Annotated in this window: 18 protein-coding genes and 2 tRNA genes; 8 read left to right on the forward strand and 12 right to left on the reverse strand. The window is 67.0% G+C overall.

The features are described from left to right. Positions 1-105 precede the first annotated feature (105 nt). The 6 genes from H7H34_RS06610 to H7H34_RS06635 all read left to right on the forward strand — a co-directional run bounded on the left by H7H34_RS06610 (position 106) and on the right by H7H34_RS06635 (position 7,840). Positions 106-1,692, forward strand: a complete 1,587-nt coding sequence (locus H7H34_RS06610; RefSeq protein WP_120269280.1) for an ABC transporter substrate-binding protein — start codon at positions 106-108, stop codon at positions 1,690-1,692. A 239-nt stretch (positions 1,693-1,931) separates the two neighbouring features. Continuing rightward, the gene (locus H7H34_RS06615; protein ID WP_120269050.1) at positions 1,932-2,873 is read left to right on the forward strand and encodes an ABC transporter permease; all 942 of its coding nucleotides are present in this window, start codon (positions 1,932-1,934) and stop codon (positions 2,871-2,873) included. A gap of 57 nt (positions 2,874-2,930) precedes the next feature. Next, positions 2,931-3,815, forward strand: a complete 885-nt coding sequence (locus H7H34_RS06620) for an ABC transporter permease (RefSeq protein ID WP_120269051.1) — start codon at positions 2,931-2,933, stop codon at positions 3,813-3,815. A gap of 2 nt (positions 3,816-3,817) precedes the next feature. Next, positions 3,818-5,479, forward strand: a complete 1,662-nt coding sequence (locus H7H34_RS06625; RefSeq protein ID WP_185924656.1) for an ABC transporter ATP-binding protein — start codon at positions 3,818-3,820, stop codon at positions 5,477-5,479. A gap of 37 nt (positions 5,480-5,516) precedes the next feature. Continuing rightward, on the forward strand, positions 5,517-6,680 hold the full coding sequence (locus tag H7H34_RS06630) for a M20 aminoacylase family protein (RefSeq protein ID WP_120269053.1): 1,164 nt from the start codon (positions 5,517-5,519) through the stop codon (positions 6,678-6,680). Between the two features lie 29 nt (positions 6,681-6,709). Next, positions 6,710-7,840 (forward strand): M20/M25/M40 family metallo-hydrolase, encoded by a 1,131-nt coding sequence (locus tag H7H34_RS06635; protein ID WP_185924657.1) that lies wholly within the window; start codon positions 6,710-6,712, stop codon positions 7,838-7,840. 1,296 nt (positions 7,841-9,136) lie between these two features. Here the strand turns inward: H7H34_RS06635 and H7H34_RS06640 are convergent. Together H7H34_RS06640 and H7H34_RS06645 are read right to left on the reverse strand one after the other, a co-directional pair. Further along, positions 9,137-9,634: a hypothetical protein gene (locus H7H34_RS06640; RefSeq protein ID WP_185924658.1), complete on the reverse strand. Its 498-nt coding sequence runs from the start codon at positions 9,632-9,634 to the stop codon at positions 9,137-9,139. A 46-nt stretch (positions 9,635-9,680) separates the two neighbouring features. Further along, positions 9,681-10,127 (reverse strand): hypothetical protein, encoded by a 447-nt coding sequence (locus H7H34_RS06645; protein WP_185924659.1) that lies wholly within the window; start codon positions 10,125-10,127, stop codon positions 9,681-9,683. Between the two features lie 98 nt (positions 10,128-10,225). Between H7H34_RS06645 and H7H34_RS06650 the strand changes: the two genes are divergently transcribed. Further along, positions 10,226-11,155, forward strand: coding sequence for a mechanosensitive ion channel family protein (locus tag H7H34_RS06650; RefSeq protein ID WP_185924660.1), 930 nt, complete (start codon positions 10,226-10,228; stop codon positions 11,153-11,155). A gap of 126 nt (positions 11,156-11,281) precedes the next feature. Here H7H34_RS06650 and H7H34_RS06655 read toward each other — a convergent pair. Next, positions 11,282-11,358: transfer RNA gene (locus H7H34_RS06655), tRNA-Pro, on the reverse strand. A gap of 251 nt (positions 11,359-11,609) precedes the next feature. Here H7H34_RS06655 and H7H34_RS06660 point away from each other — a divergent pair. Beyond that, positions 11,610-11,684: transfer RNA gene (locus H7H34_RS06660), tRNA-Gln, on the forward strand. A 198-nt stretch (positions 11,685-11,882) separates the two neighbouring features. Here H7H34_RS06660 and H7H34_RS06665 read toward each other — a convergent pair. The 9 genes from H7H34_RS06665 to H7H34_RS06705 all read right to left on the reverse strand — a co-directional run bounded on the left by H7H34_RS06665 (position 11,883) and on the right by H7H34_RS06705 (position 20,435). After that, the gene (locus H7H34_RS06665) at positions 11,883-12,467 is read right to left on the reverse strand and encodes a formyltransferase family protein (RefSeq protein ID WP_185924661.1); all 585 of its coding nucleotides are present in this window, start codon (positions 12,465-12,467) and stop codon (positions 11,883-11,885) included. Further along, positions 12,464-13,573: an ABC transporter ATP-binding protein gene (locus H7H34_RS06670; protein ID WP_185924662.1), complete on the reverse strand. Its 1,110-nt coding sequence runs from the start codon at positions 13,571-13,573 to the stop codon at positions 12,464-12,466. The genes H7H34_RS06665 and H7H34_RS06670 overlap by 4 nt, the downstream gene beginning before the upstream one ends. Beyond that, positions 13,570-13,755 carry a hypothetical protein gene (locus H7H34_RS06675; RefSeq protein ID WP_185926644.1) on the reverse strand — a complete coding sequence of 62 codons (186 nt, stop codon included), beginning with the start codon at positions 13,753-13,755 and terminating at the stop codon, positions 13,570-13,572. Before H7H34_RS06675 ends, H7H34_RS06670 begins: the two co-directional genes overlap by 4 nt. Positions 13,756-13,757: 2 nt before the next feature. Further along, positions 13,758-13,919, reverse strand: coding sequence for a Com family DNA-binding transcriptional regulator (locus H7H34_RS23700; RefSeq protein WP_185924663.1), 162 nt, complete (start codon positions 13,917-13,919; stop codon positions 13,758-13,760). Between the two features lie 167 nt (positions 13,920-14,086). Further along, entirely contained in the window at positions 14,087-14,656 is a 570-nt protein-coding gene (locus tag H7H34_RS06685) for a DUF4376 domain-containing protein (RefSeq protein ID WP_185924664.1), read from the reverse strand. Next, entirely contained in the window at positions 14,653-15,693 is a 1,041-nt protein-coding gene (locus tag H7H34_RS06690) for a glycine-rich domain-containing protein (RefSeq protein WP_185924665.1), read from the reverse strand. The genes H7H34_RS06685 and H7H34_RS06690 overlap by 4 nt, the downstream gene beginning before the upstream one ends. Beyond that, positions 15,686-19,453 (reverse strand): phage tail protein, encoded by a 3,768-nt coding sequence (locus H7H34_RS06695; RefSeq protein ID WP_185924666.1) that lies wholly within the window; start codon positions 19,451-19,453, stop codon positions 15,686-15,688. Before H7H34_RS06695 ends, H7H34_RS06690 begins: the two co-directional genes overlap by 8 nt. A gap of 20 nt (positions 19,454-19,473) precedes the next feature. Next, positions 19,474-19,908 (reverse strand): C40 family peptidase, encoded by a 435-nt coding sequence (locus tag H7H34_RS06700; protein WP_185924667.1) that lies wholly within the window; start codon positions 19,906-19,908, stop codon positions 19,474-19,476. Positions 19,909-19,916: 8 nt separating this feature from the next. Continuing rightward, positions 19,917-20,435, reverse strand: a complete 519-nt coding sequence (locus tag H7H34_RS06705) for a DUF1833 family protein (protein ID WP_185924668.1) — start codon at positions 20,433-20,435, stop codon at positions 19,917-19,919. Positions 20,436-20,439: the final 4 nt, after the last annotated feature.

Raw genomic sequence — 20,439 nt, forward strand, 5'->3', positions numbered from 1 at the left:
CCGCTTCAAAAATAAAAAAGAAAATCACCTGACCAGAAAAAGGGAAGCATCATGTTGCATGACACTGTCACCACCTGTCAGCCCCGCAGCCGCAAGGGCTGGGCGATGAAGGCCCGCCACACCGTCGCCGGCCTGCTCGCCGGTGCGTTGCTGGCCGGTACCGGTCTCGTCACCCCGGCCGACGCTGCCGGCAAGACCATCACCGCGGTGATGCACTCGGGTCTGCGTGTGCTCGACCCGATCATCACGACGGCGCATATCAGCCGCAACCACGCCTACATGATCTACGACGTCCTGGTCGCGGTGGATGAGAACTTCACCCCGCGCCCGCAAATGGCCGACTGGACGGTCTCCGACGATGGCCTCGTCTACACCTTCACCCTGCGCGACGGGCTGAAGTTCCATGACGGCGCCCCGGTCACCTCGGCCGATGCCATCGCCTCGCTGACCCGCTGGGGCAAGCGCGATTCCGGCGGCCAGCTGATCTTCGACATCACCGCAAGCCTCGAGGCCAAGGACGACAAGACCTTCGTCTGGACGCTGAAGAGCCCGTTCCCGGCGCTGCTCGACACGGTCGGCAAGCAGTCGGCTCTGCCGCCCTTCATCATGCCCGAGCGCGTCGCCAGCGGCCCGGCAGATGCGGCGATCACCGAATATGTCGGCTCCGGTCCCTTCGTCTTCGTCGAGGAAGAGTACCAGCCGGGCGTCTCCGTCACCTATCGCAAGTTCGAGGACTACGTGCCGCGCGACGAGCCGGCGAGCTGGATGGCCGGCGGCAAGGTGGTGAACGTCGATGAGGTCAAGTGGGTGACCATGCCGGACGCCCAGACCGCCATCAACGCGATCATGTCGGGCGAGATCGACTATATTGAACAGGTGCAGATCGACCTTCTGCCGATCCTCGCCTCCAGCGAGGACGTGACGGTCGAGACCCGCGACGATCTCGGCTACCAGACCATCGGCCGGATGAACTTCAAGCATCCGCCCTTCGACAACAAGAAGATCCGCCAGGCCGCCCAGATGGCCCTCAGCCAGGCCGATGTCCTCGGCACGCTGATCGGCAATCCGGACTACTACACGGTTTGCGGTGCGATCTTCGGCTGCGGCACCCCGCTCGCCGACGAGTCCGGCGCCGAGACGCTGACCTCCGGCGGTGACATCGAAGGTGCCAAGAAGCTGCTCGAGGAAGCCGGCTATGACGGCACCCCGATCGTCCTGATGCAGCCGACGGATGTCGTCAGCCTCACCGCCCAGCCGGTGGTCGCGGCCCAGGCGATGCGCAATGCCGGCTTCAACGTCGACATGCAGCCGATGGACTGGCAGACGCTCGTGACGCGCCGCGCCAGCCAGGCCAAGCCCTCCGAGGGCGGCTGGAACATCTTCTTCACCAACTGGCTGGTGCCGGAGATCAACTCGCCGCTCATCAGCCCGATGCTGAACGGGCGCGGCGACAACGCCTGGTTCGGCTGGCCGACCGACGAGACGATGGAGGCCCTGAAGGCCGAGTTCATCGCCGCCGATACGCCGGAGAAGCAGAAGGAAGTGGCGGTCAAGATCCAGAAGCACACTCTGGACAACGTCCTCTACATCCCGCTCGGCCAGTACGCCTCGCCGCAGGCGCGCAGCAACAAGCTGACCGACATGCTGCCCTCGCCGGTTCCGGTCTTCTGGAACGTCAAGAAGGCGGACTGATCGGGTCCTGAGATCCGCCGCCCGGCCCTTGCGGGCCGGGCGGACGGCTCGCAAGATCTCGTGAAGCGCGTCTTTTCGAACAGACGCAGGCTGCGATCCCCGATGCGGACCGGCACTGCCGGCCCGCGCCCCCGTCCCGTGGGCGCGCCCATCATGGCGTGAAGCGGTGGGCCCTCGCACCTCGACGTCCGGCGGAACAAGCGGTTCCGCGCAACCAGGTCCAGGAGCAGCAACCCGCGATGCTAGGCTATATCCTGCGGCGCATCCTCGCCGTCATCCCGGTGATGATCATCGTCGCCGTCTTCGTCTTCCTGCTGTTGCGGCTGACGCCGGGCGATCCGGCGGCGATCATCGCCGGCGACATGGCAACGCCCGCCCAGCTGGAGCGTATCCGCACCTCGCTCGGTCTGTCCGAGCCCCTTCATGTCCAGTTCGTCACCTGGGTCGGGCTGTTGCTGCAGGGCGACCTCGGCACCTCGCTGATCTCCAACACGGCGGTCACGACGATGATCGGCCAGCGCATCTGGCCGACGATCAACATCGCCATCATGACCATCCTGCTGTCGGTGGCGATTGCCGTGCCGATGGGCGTGCTCGCCGCCTGGCGGCACCGCACCTGGGCCGACTACGCGGTGATGAGCTTTTCGGTGCTCGGCTTCTCGATCCCCGTCTTCGTCATCGGCTACATCTTCATCCAGGTCTTCTCGATCGAGCTGCGCTGGCTGCCGGTGCAGGGATATGCCGCCCCGTCCGACGATTTCGGCCGCTTCCTCGCTAGGGCGATCCTCCCGTGCCTGACGCTGGCGACGATCTATGTGGCGCTGATCGCCCGCATGACCCGCGCCTCCATGCTGGAAGTGCTCGGAGAGGACTATATCCGCACCGCCCGCGCCAAGGGCGTGACCGAGCGCATCGTCCTGTTCCGCCATGCGCTGCGCAACGCGGCCGTGCCGATCATGACCATCATCGGCACCGGCTTCGCGCTGCTGATCGGCGGCGTCGTGGTGACCGAGAGCGTGTTCAACATTCCCGGCATTGGCCGGCTCACGGTCGATGCGATCCTTGCCCGCGACTATCCCGTCATCCAGGCGATGATCCTGCTGACCAGCGGTCTCTACGTTTTCATCAACCTGCTGATCGACCTGTCCTACACCCTGTTCGACCCGAGGATCCGCTACTGATGGCCCGCCCGTTCCAGGACCTTGCGTCCCTTGCCCAGAGGAAAAGGAGGGCGCGCGATGCAGGCTGACCCGCAACCCGCCTCCCGCATGCAGTGGCTGTTCGGGGCCATCGCCCTGCCGGCCGGCTGGCGCCTCGGCGCCGGACCCGTGATCGCCGCCATCGTGCTGGTGGTGATCGCCGCCTCGGCGCTGCTCGCGCCCGTCATCGTCCCGCACGATCCCATGACCATGGACGCCGTCCAGCGGCTCAAGGGACCGAGCGAGATGTATCCGCTCGGCACCGATGCCTATGGCCGTGACGTGCTTTCGCGCGTCGTCACCGGCGGCCGCATCTCGCTGCTCATCGGCGTCGGCGCTGCCGTCGTCAGCGTGCTGATCGGCCTGATGATCGGCCTCGTCTCCGGCTTCTTCCGCACCGCCGATGCCATCATCATGCGCGTGATGGACAGTCTGATGGCGATCCCTTCGATCCTGCTGGCCATCGCGCTGGTCGCGCTCAACGGGCCGAGCATCTGGTCGGTCATGGCGGCCATCACGATCCCGGAGATCCCGCGCGTGGTGCGCCTTGTGCGCTCCGTCGTGCTGTCGGCGCGCGAGGAGCCCTATGTCGAGGCGGCCATCGCCCTCGGCTCCTCCATGCCCAAGATCCTGTGGCAGCACCTGATGCCCAACACGCTGGCACCGCTGACCGTGCAGGGCACCTATATCTGCGCCTCCGCCATCCTCACCGAGGCGATCCTCTCGTTCCTCGGCGCGGGCGTTTCCACCGAGATCCCGACCTGGGGCAACATCATGGCCGAGGGCCGCGTCTACTTCCAGCTCAAGCCCTCGCTGATCTTCTGGCCGGGCCTGATGCTGTCGCTGTGCATCCTGTCCATCAACCTGCTCGGCGACACGGCCCGCGACGTGCTCGATCCGCGCCTGAAGAAGCGGGAGGCCTGACCATGCTGTTCAAGACCCGCACATTCGACGAGGCTCCGAACGTCCTCACCATCACCGACCTGACGGTGCGCCTTGCCGGCAATGCGTCCGCGCAGCCGATCCTCGACGGCATCTCGCTGCAGATCCGCGAGGGCGAGACGGTCTGTCTCGTCGGCGAGAGCGGCTCGGGCAAGTCGGTGACCTCGCTCGCCGTCATGGGGCTTCTGCCCAAGGGCGCGCTCGAGGTGACCGGCGGCCGCATCGAGCTGGAGGGCCGCAACCTCCTGGAGTTCTCGCCCCAGGCGATGCGCCAGATGCGCGCCAGCAAGATCTCGATGATCTTCCAGGAGCCGATGACGGCGCTCAACCCGGTTATGCGCGTCGGCGCCCAGATCGAGGAAGTGCTGGACACCCATGCCAAGCTTCCAGCGCGGGAGAAGAAGGCCCGCGTCCTGGACATCATGAACCAGGTGCACCTGCCGGACGTGGAGCGCATCTATCGCTCCTATCCGCACCAGCTGTCGGGCGGTCAGCGCCAGCGCATCATGATCGCCATGGCGCTGATCCTGGAGCCCAAGCTGCTGATCGCCGACGAGCCGACCACCGCGCTCGACGTCACCACCCAGCAGCAGATCCTCAGCCTGATCGCCGAGCTGCAGGAAAAGCACGGAACGGCGGTGCTGTTCATCACCCACGACATGGGCGTGGTGGCGGAGATCGCCGACACCGTCCACGTCATGCAGTTCGGCAAGCTCGTCGAGCATGCGCCGGTGGAGGAGCTGCTGCGCCGGCCGAAGGAAGACTACACCCGCCGCCTGCTGAAATCGGTGCCGAGCCTGACCCCGCGCGCCGCCCGTCCCGTGCCGGAGGGCGCTCCGGTGATCTCCGTCGACGGGCTGCAGAAGGTCTACGGCTCGCACGGCGTCTTCCGGAAGAGCAAGGAGACGCTCGCCGCCAGCGAGGTCTCCTTCACCATCGCCAAGGGCCGCACGCTGGGCATCGTCGGCGAGAGCGGGTCGGGCAAGTCGACCGTGGCGCGCTGCGTCATGCGGCTGATCGATCCGACCGACGGCACGATCCGCGTTGCCGAGAAGGAGATCGCCAAGCTGTCCCGGCGCGAGCTGCGACCGCTCCGGCGGCACATCCAGATCGTCTTCCAGGACCCGTTCCGCTCGCTCAACCCGCGCTGGACCATCGGCCGCAGCCTCATCGAGGGGCCGCTGAACCTTGGCACCGACAGGGACGCGGCGATGGCGAGAGCCCGCGAGCTGCTGAAGCTGGTCGGCCTGCCGGACGATGCCGTCGACCGCTACCCGCACCAGTTCTCGGGCGGCCAGCGCCAGCGCATCGCCATTGCCCGCGCCATCGCCATGGAGCCGGACGTGCTGGTTGCCGACGAGGCGGTCTCCGCCCTCGACGTGTCGGTGCAGGCACAGGTGCTGGAGCTGCTGGATGAGCTCCAGTCGAAGCTCGGCATCGCCATCCTCTTCATCACCCACGACCTGCGCGTCGCCGCGCAGATCTGCGACGAGGTGGTGGTCATGCAGCATGGCCGCGTCGTCGAGCATGACGCCGCCGAAAGGGTCCTTGCCGACCCCAAGCACCCCTATACCCGTGCCCTCATCGAGGCTGCCCCCGGCCGCGCCTGGGACTTTGCCAATTTCCGCGAGCTGCGGACGGCCTGATCCCACGCGCCAACAACGATACCTGGAGGATTTCGAAATGCCCGTATTGCCGCAGATCGCCGGTTATGCCGACGAACTCACCGCCATCCGCCGCGACTTTCACGAGCACCCGGAGATCGGGTTCCAGGAGGTCCGCACCTCCGGCATCGTCGCCGAACTCCTGCGCAAGTGGGGCGTCGACGAGGTCCATACCGGCATCGGCAAGACCGGTGTTGTGGGCATCATCAAGGGCAACGGCGAGGGCGGACGCACGGTCGGCCTGCGCGCCGACATGGACGCCCTGCCGATGGACGAGCTGACCAACCTGCCGTATGCGTCCAAGAACCCGGGCGCCTTCCACGGCTGCGGCCACGACAGCCACACCGCCATGCTGCTGGGCGCGGCGCGCTATCTCGCCTCCACCCGCAACTTCTCCGGCACGGCGGTGATGATCTTCCAGCCGGCGGAGGAGGGGCTGGGCGGTGCCCGCGCCATGCTCGCCGACGGCCTGTTCGAGCGTTTCCCCTGCGACGAGATCTACGGGATGCACAACAACCCGCTCGCCCCGCCGGAAGAGTTCGGCATCAAGCCGGGACCGGCGATGGCGGGAGCCACCTTCTTCGACATCACCATCAACGGTGTCGGCAGCCACGGCGCCATGCCGCACCATTCGCGCGATCCGATCGTCATCGCCAGCGCCCTGGTGCAGAACCTGCAGACCATCGTCAGCCGCAATGTCGAGGCGACGGAGCCGGCGGTGTTCTCCGTCACCCAGATCCATTCCGGCTCGGCCTACAACGTGGTGCCGGACAAGGCGGTGATCTCGGGCACGATCCGCTACTTCTCCGACCATGTGCGCGACGTCATCCACCAGCGTGCGGAGAAGATCTGCGCCGGCTTCGCCGAGGCTTACGACGTCGAGATCATCGCCGACCTGCGTCCGACCTTCGACGTGCTGATGAACGATGCCGATCTGGCCGAGGCCTATCGCGAGGCGGCGGGCGAGATCGTCGGCGCGGCCAAGGCGACGGTCACCAAGGACCTGATGACCGGCAGCGAGGACTTCGCCGACATGCTCAAGGTGGTTCCGGGCGCCTATTGCACCCTCGGCCACAAGGGCGACGTGCCGGTCCACAATCCCGGCTTCCTGCTCGACGACGACATGCTGCCGGTCGGCGCCAGCATCATGGCCCGCATCGTCGAAAAGCGCATGCCGCTCTGACGCCCCGCAACCGTTTCAGGAACCTTCCCATGAGCTATCTCGACCTTCCGTTCGACACGGACACGATGCTTGCCGGCCTCAAGCCCTGGATCGAGTGCGAAAGCCCGACCTACGATGCCGCCGCCGTCGACCGGATGATGGACCTTGCCGCCTATGATCTTGCCGCCGTCGGCGCCGAGATCGAGCGCATCCCCGGCCGCATGGGCTTCGGTGGATCCTTGCGTGCGCGCCTGCCGCACAAGGACTTCGGCAAGCCCGGCATCCTCGTCTCCGGCCATCTCGACACCGTCCACCCCATCGGCACGCTGGAAAAGAACCCCTGGCGCGTCGAGGACGGGCGCTGCTACGGCCCCGGCATCCAGGATATGAAGGGCGGCAACTTCGTCACCGTCGAGGTGCTGCGCCAGCTCGCGCTTGCCGGCATCGACACGCCGCTGCCGATCACCGTCCTGTTCACGCCGGACGAAGAGGTCGGCACCCCCTCGACCCGCGAGCTGATCGAGATGGAAGCGCGCAAGAACAAGTATGTTCTGGTGCCCGAGCCCGCCCATCACGACGGCTCCGCCGTCACCGGGCGCTTCGCCATCGCCCGCTTCAACGTCAAGACCTATGGCCGGCCGAGCCATGCCGGCTGGGCGCTGAAGGACGGCCGTTCGGCGATTGCCGCCATGGCCCGCAAGATCCTCGAGATCGAGGCCATGACCACGGAAGACTGCACCTTCTCCGTCGGCGTCATCCATGCCGGCCAGTGGGTCAACTGCGTGTCCTCCTCCTGCAAGGCGCAGGTCCTGTCCATGGCCAAGCGCCAGCACGACCTCGACGAGGGCGTGAAGCGCATGCTGGCGCTGAACGGCGAGGAGAACGACGTGGTGATCGAGGTGACGCGTGGCGTCACCCGGCCGGTCTGGGAGCCGGACGAGGGCACGCTCGCCGTCTACGAGACCGCTCGCGGCATCGCCGGCGAGCTCGGCTTCGACCTTACCCATTGCAGCGCCGGCGGCGGCTCGGACGGCAACTTCACCGGCGCGCTCGGCATCCCGACGCTCGACTCCATCGGCGTGCGCGGCGCGGGCCTGCATACGCTCAACGAGCATATCGAGGTCGACAGCCTCGTGGAGCGCGCCCGGCTCATCGCCGGCCTGTTCCTCAAGCTGAAGTAACGCGCGGCGCCCTGAAGCTGGAGGTGCCGAGACCCCTTCCGGGTCGGAAGGAGCTCGGCACCTCTCTCAAGTTGCGGCATCCCAAGACCCACCGGCGCAGCGGCCACCGCCCCTGCGCCGGTTTTGTCTTACGGTCTCTCTTCGCCTCGCGCGTAGCCTGAGCGGGCGAGGGGAGGGGCGCACAGACTTGCCTCCCCACCGAGGTCACCCCGGCCAAGCGCAGAGCCGGGGCCCATTGGCTGCCAGAGCGGTTGCGAGGGCACGTCCGCGCGAACTCCACGCACAGAGTGTCATCCCGCTTTCGGCGCAGCCGAAGACCGGGATCCAGTAACCCCGAACGGCCGCGACTGAATCCTCGGCAGTTTTGCCGGACGGCGGTAGCTGCTGCCCTCGCACCACCCTCTCGTTTCGTCATCCCGGGCAAGCGCAGCGCGACCCGGGACCGGAGAGCAGAGGGCGTATGAGGTGCGCTCCGGGCCAAACCCGCACCCACGGTGGCTCCCCGGTCCCGGATCTTCGGCCTTCGGCCTCGTCCGGGATAACGGAGGGAGGGGCTGGAGCGCATGAGCTACGCTGCCACCGTCCTCCGTATCGCTCCCGCTGAGGGTGCCAATGGGTCCCGGCTCTCCGGCTTAGCCTGCGGCCGGGATGACCTCCGAGGAAGAGCAGCCGGGATGACGGCCTGTGAGAGTGGCAACGGCCCGCATCCTCTCTGCCGTCACCCCGGCCAAGCGAAGCGCGAGCCGGGGCCCATTGGCTGCCAGAGCGGTTGCGAGGGCACGCTGGCGCGAACTCCACGCACAGGGTGTCGTCCCGGTTTCGGCGCAGCCGAAGACCGGGATCCAGTACCCCCGAAAGGCGGTAGCTGCCGCCCTCGCACCACCCTCTCGTTTCGTCATCCCGGGCAAGCGCAGCGCGACCCGGGACCGGAGAGCCGAGGGCCTTGCGAAGGTACTCTGGAACAACCCCGCATCCACGGTGGCTCTCCGGTCCCGGATCTTCGGCCTTCAGCCTCGTCCGGGATGACGGAGGGAGGGGCTGGAGCGCATGAGCTACGCTGCCACCGTCCTCCGTATCGCTCCCGCTGAGGGTCCAATGGGTCCCGGCTCTCCGGCTTCGCCTGCGGCCGGGATGACCTCCGAGGAAGAGCAGCCGGGATGACGGCCTATGAGACCGGCAACGCCCTCGCATCCTCTCTACCGTCACCCCGGCCAAGCGCAAGCGCAAAGCCGGGGTCCATTGGCTGCCAGAGCGGCGGCAACAACGCGCCGGCCGAGCCCTACGCTTCCGATCGCGTCAGGGCTGAGCGCCCTGCTTGCCGCAGGGCTGGACGACGATGTCGTAAGCCTCTCTCATGCGCGAGATGTCGAACGATGCCTCGATGAGGACGGTGTCCTTGTCGCGCATGACCACGTCAAGCGTCCGGCCCCCGACAATCTGATCCAGGAAGGGCTTGGCCGTGTCGGCGTCCGGGAGGCTGAAGGCACGCTTGTTTTCAAAAGCGGGCATGGATACGGAGTGAGGCGGCCCCCCGTCGATCCTGTACGTTACCTCGGCGGCATCTGCGTCGAAAATCCTGTCGCGGTGGGCGAACCACAAGCTTAGCCTGTCCATGATACAGGTCATGAGAAACGCTGTGCCCTCGCCGCTTTCGGGCTTGCTCCATAGCACTCCTGACGTGATCACGGTCTCGGTCTGGTTCGGCCCGCCATCGATCTTCCATTCCGCGCTTGTGGTGCTGCCTGTCTGCGCGCTGGCCGCGCCTATTGTGAGTGCCAGCGCAGCGAGTGCCATTCCCGATTTTTGCATAGTGTTTCCTTGTTCGACCTGAGTTCCGATCTCAGCACATCGGCACGTTGTCCGTCCATGTCTCTTGCTCTGCTGGGGGGGAGCGGCTGGGATGTGCGCTGTGCCGGGTATCCGTTCCTTTCGCCTCCTGTTCGGGTTTTACTTCTTCCGGCAGGTTTTCAGTGCCGGCGAACGCTTTTGTCGCAGGTTCGCGATCCTTGATCTTTTTGGTTTTAATGCCTAGATCAGGTTCATGTCTGAAGCTGTTCTGAAAATTTTGTTCGGGTTCGTCCGGGAGACACATGTGTTTCCCGGAGCAGAACCGTATTGAGCCAAGCTTCAAGACGTTCTTGCTCCGGGTCTCCTTCACGGTTTCCCAGGTTCGCGCGGCCGCCGGCCGCGCCCGGAGAGCAAGATGTCCAGAAGAATACAGCCCCTCATCTGTTTCCATTGCCGGCAGGAATCGCCGCGCGCCGCCGCCCGCTGTCTGCATTGCCAACAGCCGCTTCTCCCGTCTGACAGGGCCCTTCAGTCGCGCCTGATGCTGCGCTCGGCGCGCCTGCGCGCAGCAGGGCCCGAGACGGCGGCGTATAGCAAATGAGCCGGGTGTCGGATGCGGTGCTACGGGTGATGTGGCCGGGCCTGAGCACGGCCGCCTTCGTTGCCGCCCACTTGCTGCACCAGCCGCTTTTCGAGCTGTTGGGGTTGGGCCTGCCGGCCAGGGCCATCTTTGTCCTGACGGGAGGCGCGGCCTATTTCTCTGCTGCCTGGCTGGGCGGACGGCTTGCCGGGCTGGCGCTGGAGCGGACCGGTTCCCGTCGGCGCCGGGTGCCGAAACTGCTGCCGGAACTCGTTTCCGCGGCATTGTTTCTGGCCGCCGGCATCGCGACGGTGATGCTGGTGGTCGGACAGAGCCTGAGCGGCGCATTGGCCGGCTCCGGCCTTGTCATCGCGGTTCTGGGGTTTGCGCTGCGCAACACGCTGGCGGACGTCTTCTCCGGTATTGCGGTCGGCGTCGAGGCGCCGTACCGGATCGGCGATTGGGTGGCCATCGACGACCTGACCAATGGCCGGGTGATCGAGATCGGCTGGCGCACCACCCGGCTTTCGACGCGGGACGACACCTATGTCATCCTGCCCAACAGCCAGATCGCCCGTCAGAAGCTGGTCAATTACAGCGCCCCCAACCGGACGTACCGGACCCGCGTGCAGGTCGTCCTCGATCACGGCATCCCGGTTCTCGATGCCAAGGTTCTGCTGGCCGAGGCGGCTGCACGCGCCGGGATCATCGTCGCGATGCCGGCGCCCGACGTGCGGGTCGCCTCCTACGACGTGGACGGCATCCGCTACCATGTGCGCTTCTGGGTGCCGAGCTTTGCCGATGATGTGGACTGCCGGGATGCGGTGTTCACGCAGATCGACACCGCCTTGCGTGAAAGGGGGCTGCCGCTGCCGGTCGGCGGGCTGCGGCTGCTTGGCCCGCAGCCGGAGGCGTCGGCAGAGCCGCGCGCGGTTGCCGCGTCCTGAGGGGGGATCGGGTCGCGGATCCGCTTGCCCAGGCGACGGCGTGCTCTGTCTGGAGCCTTGCCGAAGCAAAAGCCGATCGACCCCGGACCGAGGCTGCGGCAATTCAGCTGTGTATCTGAATTTGAATGGTCGGAGTGGCAGGATTTGAACCTGCGACCCCCTCGTCCCGAACGAGGTGCGCTACCAGGCTGCGCTACACTCCGAACCTTCGTCCCGCCGGCTGGGCCAGTCGGGTGGAGAGCGATTTTCCGGGCCGGGAGACCGGCGCTCATCCGTGGTGTGGCGGGTTCATATCACCGGCAATCGGGCTCCGCAACCCTGTGCGTGAAAGGTTTTTCTTCCTGCCTGTGGATGACGGCGGGCGGGGCGGATTTAAGCTGTGCGCGCGGCTTCGCGCGCCTAAGGCGCTGCTTGCGCGGCGCGGGCGCGCTCGCTATACAGGCGGCCTGCGATTTGGGGCGTAGCCAAGCGGTAAGGCAGCGGTTTTTGGTACCGCCATGCGCAGGTTCGAATCCTGCCGCCCCAGCCAGCTTTTCAGCTCGTTGCATCAATCTGCCGGGCTCCGCGTGATTACCCCTGTTCGAATCGTTCGGCGTGATCATACGATCTCCTGCATGAGCGGGGATAACGTCCCGGCGCGTTCGTCGGTCGTGCCTCTTGTAGCGCGCAAAATCGGTTGGCACTTCGCGCAAGTTCAAATGACAACAGAAACCGAAGCGCGCGAGGCTCAAGCGGCGCGGTCGGCCGGCCCTGCCGCGCCCGGCTTCAGGCAGGCCTGCGGCGCGGTGTTCAGAAACCCGTGCTCGGCAAGGTGCCACATGGTTTTCGTCAGCAGGTCTAACCCCATTGGTGCCAGTGCGCGCCTCCACAACGTGGCGGCCGTTTCGCCCGGCTCCACGAAACACCAGTCCTGATAGACGACCGCGCCGTCATCCACCCCGTCCTCCAACTGGTAGACCGTCCCCCCGGTCACGCGGTCACCGGCGCTTATGGCCCCCTCAACGGCGTGGCGGCCCTTGTGAAGAGGCAGCAACGACGGGTGGTAGCCTACCGACCATGCCGCCGACGCGCGGAGCCACGCGGGCACGTACAGGAACGAGTGCGCTGAAACGAGAAGGTCGACGGCCGGGAGCCCATAGAGGTCCCCGATAGCACCTGCGCAGATGAAGACGTCGGTTCCCGAAATGTGGGCCGCCTGGGCAAGCCGATCTTCCGGCGACGGGGCGATGACGTACTCGACCGCACCGAACGCCCTGGCCGCCGCAAGCACTTCACTGCCGAGCCACTTCTGGCCGATGATCGCAATCTTCATTGTCCCGACTCCACATATCTAAAGCCCTGCACGGCCCGGAAGTGCCCCCCGTATCCCGTTCCTGCGTGCTTTGTGCGTCGGATGCTGGCAGCGGATTTGGCCTTGTTCGCCCCGTAGAGGTTGCAGGAAACCTGCGCCCAATCCCGATGACGGCGGAGCGCGGCTGCAAGCCCCGGATGGGAGGTGTGGAAGAGGGTCGGCATGGGTTTGCCGAATCTGTTGTGCCCCCTGCGCCAGCGGGCGCAGATTGCATTGAGAAATCGGAGGCCGACCCCCGCGCCTTGCCATTCGGGCATGATCACAAGACGACAGGCGCGCGCCTCCACCATGCCCGGCCGGGTCGAGAATGCTACGTGCGCCACCGGGGCGCCCTCGACACACCCGACGTAGCACGTCGCGGCGATCATCTTCGGCAGCTTCAGATAGTGATGCGGCTCAAACTGCGGCCAAAACTCCCAGCCGCATTCGTGGATGTCGAGGGCGATGTCTGGTCGCCGTCGAAGATACCTCCCGGTGAACTGGCCGCTCGCGGTGTCATAGACCCAATCGGGCGAGAGCCAGTCCACAATGTCACGATGGCACGACAGCAGCACCGCTTGGCCGCTGGTTCGACGCCAGGCCTTCGCGAAGGCAAGCGCGCCGATGCGAGCTATCTGGCGGTCGACGACAGAGGTGAACTCGTCCACCACCACCCGTGCCGGGCGCTCGCATACGATGCGGGCGAGATCGGCCCGAAAGCGCTCGCCGTTGGAAAGGACGTGATACGGCCGAAGCCAGGCCGGCACGCTGCCAAGGCCGACAGCCGCAAGAGCGGCCGTCACCTCGTCAAACGCCCCATGGGGCGCGATAGCATCGACAATCGGGGCATCGGCCGGCCAGCCGGCCGCTTCATAGAAAGCACCGGCGCCGAAGATCTCGCGGCCGATGGATGTCTTGCCGGAGCCGGACGGGCCCACGACGAGCCCGATAGACCAGTCGTCACCTTCAACCGGAAGATCGGCCGCAATGTCGACGTTCGCGCCCGTCTCGACATTGAAGAGGGACTGCACCCGTGCGGCGCGGTAGCTGTCGAAGTGGTCGCAGCGGTGGCGGATGTCGATCCTCATGTGACCACCACCTTGAGCCGGGCGCCCTGAAGGGCCTTCAAACCCTCGTAGAGGGCACGTTGAGAGGCTTCATCAGGGCAGACAGCAATAACGCCATACTGCTCGCGGTAGCGGTTTCCGGGTGGTACGCCGGGGCATTTCGGGTCAAGCGGCGGGAGATCGGATTTGGCTTTTCCTGCCATGGTTATTCCCTGTCCGGCAGCTCGGGGCGCTCGGGTTGGGGCTCGGCAGGCCTCAGTGCATTGATGGTCCCGCAGCGCGGGCACTTGATCTCGATCACCCCACATATCGCGTACCGCTCGGCACGCATCAAGAGGCGTCGGCATATGCAGCGGATGGACTCCACTCTTGACCTCAAATAGACAGACCCCGCTGCTGATCGGATCCGGTCAGTAGAAGCGGCGGGGTCGCTGTTGAGGGTTGCTTGCAGCGTGTGGGGGACTGGTTGGCGCTAGACCCCACGGCCCGGAAGTCGCATTCCGGGCTCCCCGCTCCTTCGTCGGAGCGGGCGTCTTACTCGGGGTCCGGCACTGGTTCCGGTTCCGGCTCGGGCTCGGGCTCAGGCTCGGGCGCCGTAAAGGCCGCTTCCACGGCCTCCCGTGTGACGATCACGCCGGCCTCGATGTCCGCCGCCACGGCCGCCTCGATGGCGAAGGAGGCGCGCACATGCTCGCGCACGGCCAGGGCGAGCTCCTGCACATCCGCATTGGCCAGCGGCCTGAAGAGACCATCGGCGAACTTCCACGGCTCCCCATCGACCCGGTTCCCGCTGGTCACCGCCACGTGCTCGGCCAGGACCTTGGTCTGGCTCTGCCGATCGGTGTGCACCGGCCAGCCGCGCCACCCCATCCCGCCGACCTCGGTCTGCCAGCGCAGATCGGCCGCAAGCGCGATCAGCTCGGCCGGCAAAGGTGCCGGAGCGGGCGGCCGGGCAAAGCCCGTCTCCGGATCGTGCAGGTCGCCGATCACCGCCTCGTCGGCGTCCGCCAGATAGCCGTTCTCGACCCCGACTTCCGGCCCGGCCATGATGATGTTGACCACGACACCATCGACCACATGCGCGCGCGCTCTCACTTCGCTCATCCGATCACCCTCACTCTGACTTCGCCGCGTGCGCCAGGCGCACCGCCACCACCGCCGCCGCCAGGAGGCGAGCCGGCCTGGCCGCCGTCGCCACCCTTTCCGCCGAACAGCGAGGCCCCGCCGGGCCGGTTGCCGCCGCCGGGGCCTTGCCCGCCCCCGCCGCCGCCATAGCCGGCGGCCTCTCCGTTGCCTGTACCGGTCACCCCGCCGCCCTTACCCCCGCCGAAGACAGGCGACCAGATTGCCCCGTTGCTCCCGTCCGCACCCGAACTGCCGCCTTGACCGGCAGAGCCCCATCCGCCGCCGCCACCGCTGCCGAAAAGGCCGCTCGCGCCACTGTATCCACCGCCGCCTCCAAAGGCGGTGACATGCGAACCGAAAGAGCTTGTCCCGCCGGTGCCGCCCGGCTGAGTGTTTGTTACTCCGCCGGCACCCACCTGAACGGGCTCCGACGCGCCGAGTTCGCCGAGGCGCATCCAGCGCCAGACATAGGCGCCACCACCGCCGCCGCCGCGATAGGTGTTGTTGGCAAGGGAGCCGCCGCCGCCGCCCCAGGCTTCGATCAGGGCCAGGGCATCGGCCCCCAGGCCGGTCGGCTTCGTCCATGTGCCGGACGCGGTGAATACCTGATAGTCCAGCGCCGCCGAGCCGCCCCCGCCGCTGCCGGACGCGATCACGAAGGCGCCCGAAAGAAACACGACGAGATAGACGGTTCCGGCCATGAACTCGCGCTGTGCGAGCGGGCTGCCGTCTGCCTTGGTGAGCGGGTAGTAGGGATTGCCCGCATGCACCCTCAACCGGGCCGCGCCGGTGTTGGATACGCTCGGCCGGCAATAGAATGCCATGCCCGGAACGACGTCGGCATCGAGCACCGGGTCCACCTCGATGGTGTAGTCGTTGCCCGTGTTGGTCATGCTGGTCGGCCGCATGGCGCTGGCATCGAACAGCATGCGGACTTTTTCGGCGACCGCGTCCATGTAGGTCGCGCCCGTCACCGGCGACGGAGAGATCGACGTAGGCAGTTTTCTGTCAGCCATTGATGGCCTCCCATATTTCCGGCGCCTCATCGACCAACGTCAGCTGGCCGGTCAGGTTCTTGCCGTTGCGAATTTCCGAGACGATCATCCGCCGGTACTCGCGCCCCAGAGTGCCCGTGACGACGAGGCACCCCACGTCGAGGGTAAGCCGGCCGGCGACGATCTCCTTGGGCACGGGCACCGCCAATGTCAGGGTGGCGGTTTCCCCGGCCGCGTTCGAAAGCGCGTGTACCGAGACCACGCCGTCCGTCCGGCGGATCGCGATTCCGGTGCGCAAGCCGACCTCCAGCATGTCCGCCACAGCCAGCAGGTTGGCGGCGGCCAGCATGTCGGGGGCGTTCTTGACGTCGACGGTCGCATCGAGCACGACGGCCGTCACATTGCCGCCCACAGAGATCAGGTCGCGCATCCGCCCGAAGCCGCTGTGCCGCGTCAGGATGTCGTGATTGACCGCGACCAGTGATCCTCGCCGGCAGCGGATCGCTTCCACAGGTGCCGTGAAATCGTAGAAGGTCGAGCGATACCGCGCCTGGGCGAGATCGAAGTTCGCCCGGTCGATGACCTTGGCTTCGTCCACGAGCCCCTCATAGGTCACCTGCTCGGTTCGGGCGTCGGTGCCTACCGCGTCGGATCGATAGACGGTGAGCTGCCGCTCGGTGTCGCCCTGCGCAATGTCGTGGAAGGTGACGCGCAAGCCGGCGGGCAGTCGGGCGAAGGCCTTGGTCCACTGGAACGCCTGCAGATTGCGCGGCGAAAAGACCTGCACCGGCGCCTCGGCCGAGCGGTCGCGGTCGCGGATCACCCCCCATGTCTCGGACTGATAGGGGCGCGCGTAGCCGCAGCTCGCGATGATGCGCAGGAGCGCGTCCAGGCCTTCGCCCTCCGCCACCATGTCGCAGGTGTAGTTCTTCCCGTAGCAGTCCGCCCGCCAGTCCAGAATGCTGTCCAGGTCGATGACTTCGAGCGGGATCGGATCGGCGTTGAGGCTCCCCGTCATCGCTTCGAGCAGCCACGGGGCCGGATTGCGGCTGGGGGCAAGCACGTGCACCGACTGGCGCGATGTGTCGTGCTGCCGCCAGCCGGGCCAGACTCGCAAGGGACCCGCATCGGCCGGTGCGGACCAGTCGACCGGAACGACAGGGATGCCCGCGACCGCCCAATCGTTGGCGGATGAGGGGCGCAGATACCCACCGGCATCCACACCGGCATAGACGTCCCCCCACAGAGCGCCGCCGGTGGTGTGGGCTTCCCCGATCAGGACGCCGTCGATCCAAAGGCGCATCCGGCCGACATTGATCCGGATGTCCCAGGCGACACGGTGCAGCTCGCCGTCGAAGGGCAGCATGTCGAGCGGCACCTTCAGGATCACCGTGTTGTAGTCGCTGGCGGCAAGGGTCGGGCCGCCGTTGCCGGCCCGCGCGACCAGGCGACGGCTATTGTCGACATGGATGGAGGCGCCCACGCCGGTGCCGCCTTCTTCCCACAGTACCGACCACGGCGCCGGATCTGCCGGCAGGCGAACGTCGCATTCGAAGGCAATGGAGGCGGCCTTGTTGAAGAACCCGTCCGCAATGATCGCGAGAGGCGCCACCGCTACGGGGGCGACATGCTGCCGGCCGTCCGGCCAGACACGCAAGGTGCTGGCACCGGAGCGATCCGTCCACCACAAGCCGCCCGATGCCACACCCGCGAAGCTGCCGTCGCCGGTCGAGGGGCGCAGGTAGCCGCCCCAATCGCTGCCGGCATAGACCGAGCCCGAAAGCGGTCCCCCGCCCGTCGTGTGCGCTTCGCCGATCAGAACGCCGTCGATCCACAGCCGGACGCGGCCGGGATTGATCCGGATATCCCAGGCGATCAGGTGCACTTGACCGTCCGCCCCGACAGGCACCTTCAGAACGGCCGTGTCGGCGGTGCTCGCCTGCACCGCCGCAGACCCGCTGCCGGCCCGCAGAACCATTTGCCCGGTGTCGCTGATGCACAACGACGCGCCGACGCCCGCTCCGCCGTCCTCCCAGAGGACCGACCACGGCGCCGGTGATGTCGGCAGCCGGACGTAGCACTCGAAAGCGATGTTCTGGGTCTTGTCGAAAGTCCCGTCCGGAATCGTCGCCTCCTGGGCAATGGTGACCGGCCCGACCGGCGGCGTCATGTAATCGGGGGCCACATAGCCGCCGAGATCCCGCACGAGGCCGGATGCCAGGACGGACAGCTGGCCAAGCGCCCGGTTGCGAACCCGCACGGAGATCAACGAGACGTCCCGTCGCGAAACGGGCGGCCGGTGCTGGACCGATACGGCCCGGCGCAGCGTGAGCGTGTCGAGCAGCCCTTCGCGGGTGAGCGGCAACGTCCCGCCCTCGTTGGCCCCAAAAAAGTCCCAGATTGCACCGTTGTGCTGGTAGGTGCTGGACGTGAACAGGGCGTTGCGGAAGGTCGCGCCGCGAATGACCTCGATCTCGTAGACACCGGCCGGCCAGGAGACGCGATCCAGATAGACGGTGACCTGATCGGCTTGGAGGTTGAGGTTGCGCACATTCGTCGTGTCTTCGGTGCCGAGCCGATAGACATCGCCGCCGGCCCCGGCGGAGAAGTAGCTGTCGGCCGACCAACCGCCGCCGCCAGGAGCCAGCGTCTGTTCCGGCACCCACTTGCGGGCCTCGACGAAGCCGCGCGAGGCCGGAGGCGGAATCGGGTTGCCCGCGGCCGCCTCGCCGAACAGGAACTTCACCTGAAGCCGGCGCTGTGCCTGCGTGCTGTCCATGTAGTGCAGCTCGGGCAGGTGCCTCCAGGCGCTGTCTCCGCGCCGACGCATGCGGATGCGAAGCGGGATGCGCAGCTTGTCGGTCAGCGCGTCCTGGCGCAGCAAGCCGGCGCTGAAGAAGTGCACCCAGATCTCGTCCGGCCGATCAATCGACGCCATGCCGTGGAACACGGGCACGCTGCCCGCGAAGACGACCTGATTTTCCGGGTCGACGGAATGGACGGACATCTGGATGCCCAGATCGTCCGTGCGCCCGATCCGGCGCACGAGACTTGGTGCCGGCTCGCCCGGCCGCCCCTCACGCACCTCGATCTCAAGGCCGCTGTCGCTTTGGCCCGAAGAGCCGTCCCAGGTGGTCTCCCCGAGACGGATGTCCCGCAGCTTGTGCGGGCCGGCAAGCACGTGCACGGCTTCCGCCAGCTCGTCCTGGCCGACCAGCTCGATCACCGGCTGGCTGGCGAAGGGCGGGAAGACGCGCCGGGTGCCGATGACGCGCGGCACGGCGGCATTCGGGGCAAGCACGTTGCCGGAGACAGAGGCCGGGTCGAGCGTCACCCCGCCATCGGCCTGGCCGGGTTCGGCGCCGCGAGTCGGTGGCGCGGTGACGGCCGAAATGATCAGCGACCCGACGATACCGACGCTTGTGGCGATCAGCTTGGCGCCGAGCGATCCCGCCGCGATGCCGAGCGCCGGAATGCCGGCCGAGGCGATGCCCGCAGTCGCGAAGGTCAGGGCGATGGCCGCCACGATGGCGAGGATCTGCTTGCCGCCACGGCCGCCCTCGCGCACCGGCGCGTGGAAGGTGACATGGATGGTGCGGCCGGCAGCGGTGCCCGCTTTCGGGCGCACATGATGCCACATGGTACGGGGCACCGGCTCGCCGTCGATTGTCACCACGCCGCGTGTCGCGAAGTCGGCCGGCAGGCACGCCGCGCGGGAAACGATCTCCGCCACCGACAGGCCTTGCGGCCACAGGTCCACCCTCGGCGAACCCAGAGCCATCGGTGCGCGCCAGATCGTGGCTAGATGTGCCGGCCGGTCAGCCGGTGCCGCCTGAAGCATGCGATCCTCTCGCGTACGGTGAAATGAGTGATGGGAACGATGATGGCGTCGCAGGCCGCCTCGACATGCAGCACGTGGCCGGGATCGACCATGACGCCGACATGACCGGTACTGGACCCGCCCGAAAGACGCATCACGCACACGTCGAAGGCCGTTTGAGCCCCCGTTTCAACCGCCTGCCAGTCCTCGCCGTCCTTTCCTTGAGAAACGGCGCGGGCGACGGCGATCAGCGCCCGCGCGGAAATTTCGCCGTAATCAGGCAGTGCGATGCCGAGCTCGCGCTCGTAGACCAGCCGCACCAGCCCCCAGCAGTCGACGCCGGCCGGCGTGCGTCCCCCGTCCTGCCATGGCAGGCCGACATAGGCAGCGCTCCAGTGCAGCGGGGACCGGGTCATCGGCGCGCTCACAGGTACAGCCCGGGAAAGGAGTCCTGTGTGGCGCGCATCGAGGGCCAGGCCTCCTGGGTGTAGTCCCAGGAGCGGATGGTGCCCGTGAGCTGCAACACGTCGCCGCGCACATCGACCAGCGCCAGATGGCGGGCCGTGTAGATGCGTTCGACGCTCGGCCCGAGCGCAACGCGCGGCTCGACGGTCAGGTTGAACTGGCTGGCCGCGACGACGTCCAGGTCGAGCCGGGCCGGCCCGTCGATTGCCAGGATCGCTTCGCCGATCCGCACGTCCACATTCTGCACCGTCAGTTCGGTGCGCGGCGGTGCATCCGTGTCGCTGAGCAGGCGGATGTCGAACTCGAAGCCGCGCCACGTCGCACCGTCCATGACGTAGTCGGCGCCGTCAGAGACGATGCGCAGATCTTCCGGCAGTTGCCGATGGCTGATGCGCAGGAACACCAGGACGACTTCGTCCGTCTCCTGGGCCTCGATGTCCTGAACGACGCCGACCGGGATATCGCGGGAAACCGTCATGGCG

The organism is Stappia sp. 28M-7 (assembly GCF_014252955.1).
Taxonomy (GTDB): Bacteria; Pseudomonadota; Alphaproteobacteria; order Rhizobiales; family Stappiaceae; genus Stappia.

What these genes read in the sequence shown, in the direction of transcription:
- H7H34_RS06610 (WP_120269280.1), top strand. Translation starts at nt 106, where the DNA reads ATGAAGGCCCGCCACACCGTCGCCGGCCTGCTCGCCGGTGCGTTGCTG.
- H7H34_RS06615 (WP_120269050.1), top strand. Translation starts at nt 1,932, where the DNA reads ATGCTAGGCTATATCCTGCGGCGCATCCTCGCCGTCATCCCGGTGATG.
- H7H34_RS06620 (WP_120269051.1), top strand. Translation starts at nt 2,931, where the DNA reads ATGCAGGCTGACCCGCAACCCGCCTCCCGCATGCAGTGGCTGTTCGGG.
- H7H34_RS06625 (WP_185924656.1), top strand. Translation starts at nt 3,818, where the DNA reads ATGCTGTTCAAGACCCGCACATTCGACGAGGCTCCGAACGTCCTCACC.
- H7H34_RS06630 (WP_120269053.1), top strand. Translation starts at nt 5,517, where the DNA reads ATGCCCGTATTGCCGCAGATCGCCGGTTATGCCGACGAACTCACCGCC.
- H7H34_RS06635 (WP_185924657.1), top strand. Translation starts at nt 6,710, where the DNA reads ATGAGCTATCTCGACCTTCCGTTCGACACGGACACGATGCTTGCCGGC.
- H7H34_RS06640 (WP_185924658.1), bottom strand. Translation starts at nt 9,634, where the DNA reads ATGGCACTCGCTGCGCTGGCACTCACAATAGGCGCGGCCAGCGCGCAG.
- H7H34_RS06650 (WP_185924660.1), top strand. Translation starts at nt 10,226, where the DNA reads ATGAGCCGGGTGTCGGATGCGGTGCTACGGGTGATGTGGCCGGGCCTG.
- H7H34_RS06665 (WP_185924661.1), bottom strand. Translation starts at nt 12,467, where the DNA reads ATGAAGATTGCGATCATCGGCCAGAAGTGGCTCGGCAGTGAAGTGCTT.
- H7H34_RS06670 (WP_185924662.1), bottom strand. Translation starts at nt 13,573, where the DNA reads ATGAGGATCGACATCCGCCACCGCTGCGACCACTTCGACAGCTACCGC.
- H7H34_RS06675 (WP_185926644.1), bottom strand. Translation starts at nt 13,755, where the DNA reads ATGGCAGGAAAAGCCAAATCCGATCTCCCGCCGCTTGACCCGAAATGC.
- H7H34_RS06685 (WP_185924664.1), bottom strand. Translation starts at nt 14,656, where the DNA reads ATGAGCGAAGTGAGAGCGCGCGCGCATGTGGTCGATGGTGTCGTGGTC.
- H7H34_RS06690 (WP_185924665.1), bottom strand. Translation starts at nt 15,693, where the DNA reads ATGGCTGACAGAAAACTGCCTACGTCGATCTCTCCGTCGCCGGTGACG.
- H7H34_RS06695 (WP_185924666.1), bottom strand. Translation starts at nt 19,453, where the DNA reads ATGGCTCTGGGTTCGCCGAGGGTGGACCTGTGGCCGCAAGGCCTGTCG.
- H7H34_RS06700 (WP_185924667.1), bottom strand. Translation starts at nt 19,908, where the DNA reads ATGACCCGGTCCCCGCTGCACTGGAGCGCTGCCTATGTCGGCCTGCCA.
- H7H34_RS06705 (WP_185924668.1), bottom strand. Translation starts at nt 20,435, where the DNA reads ATGACGGTTTCCCGCGATATCCCGGTCGGCGTCGTTCAGGACATCGAG.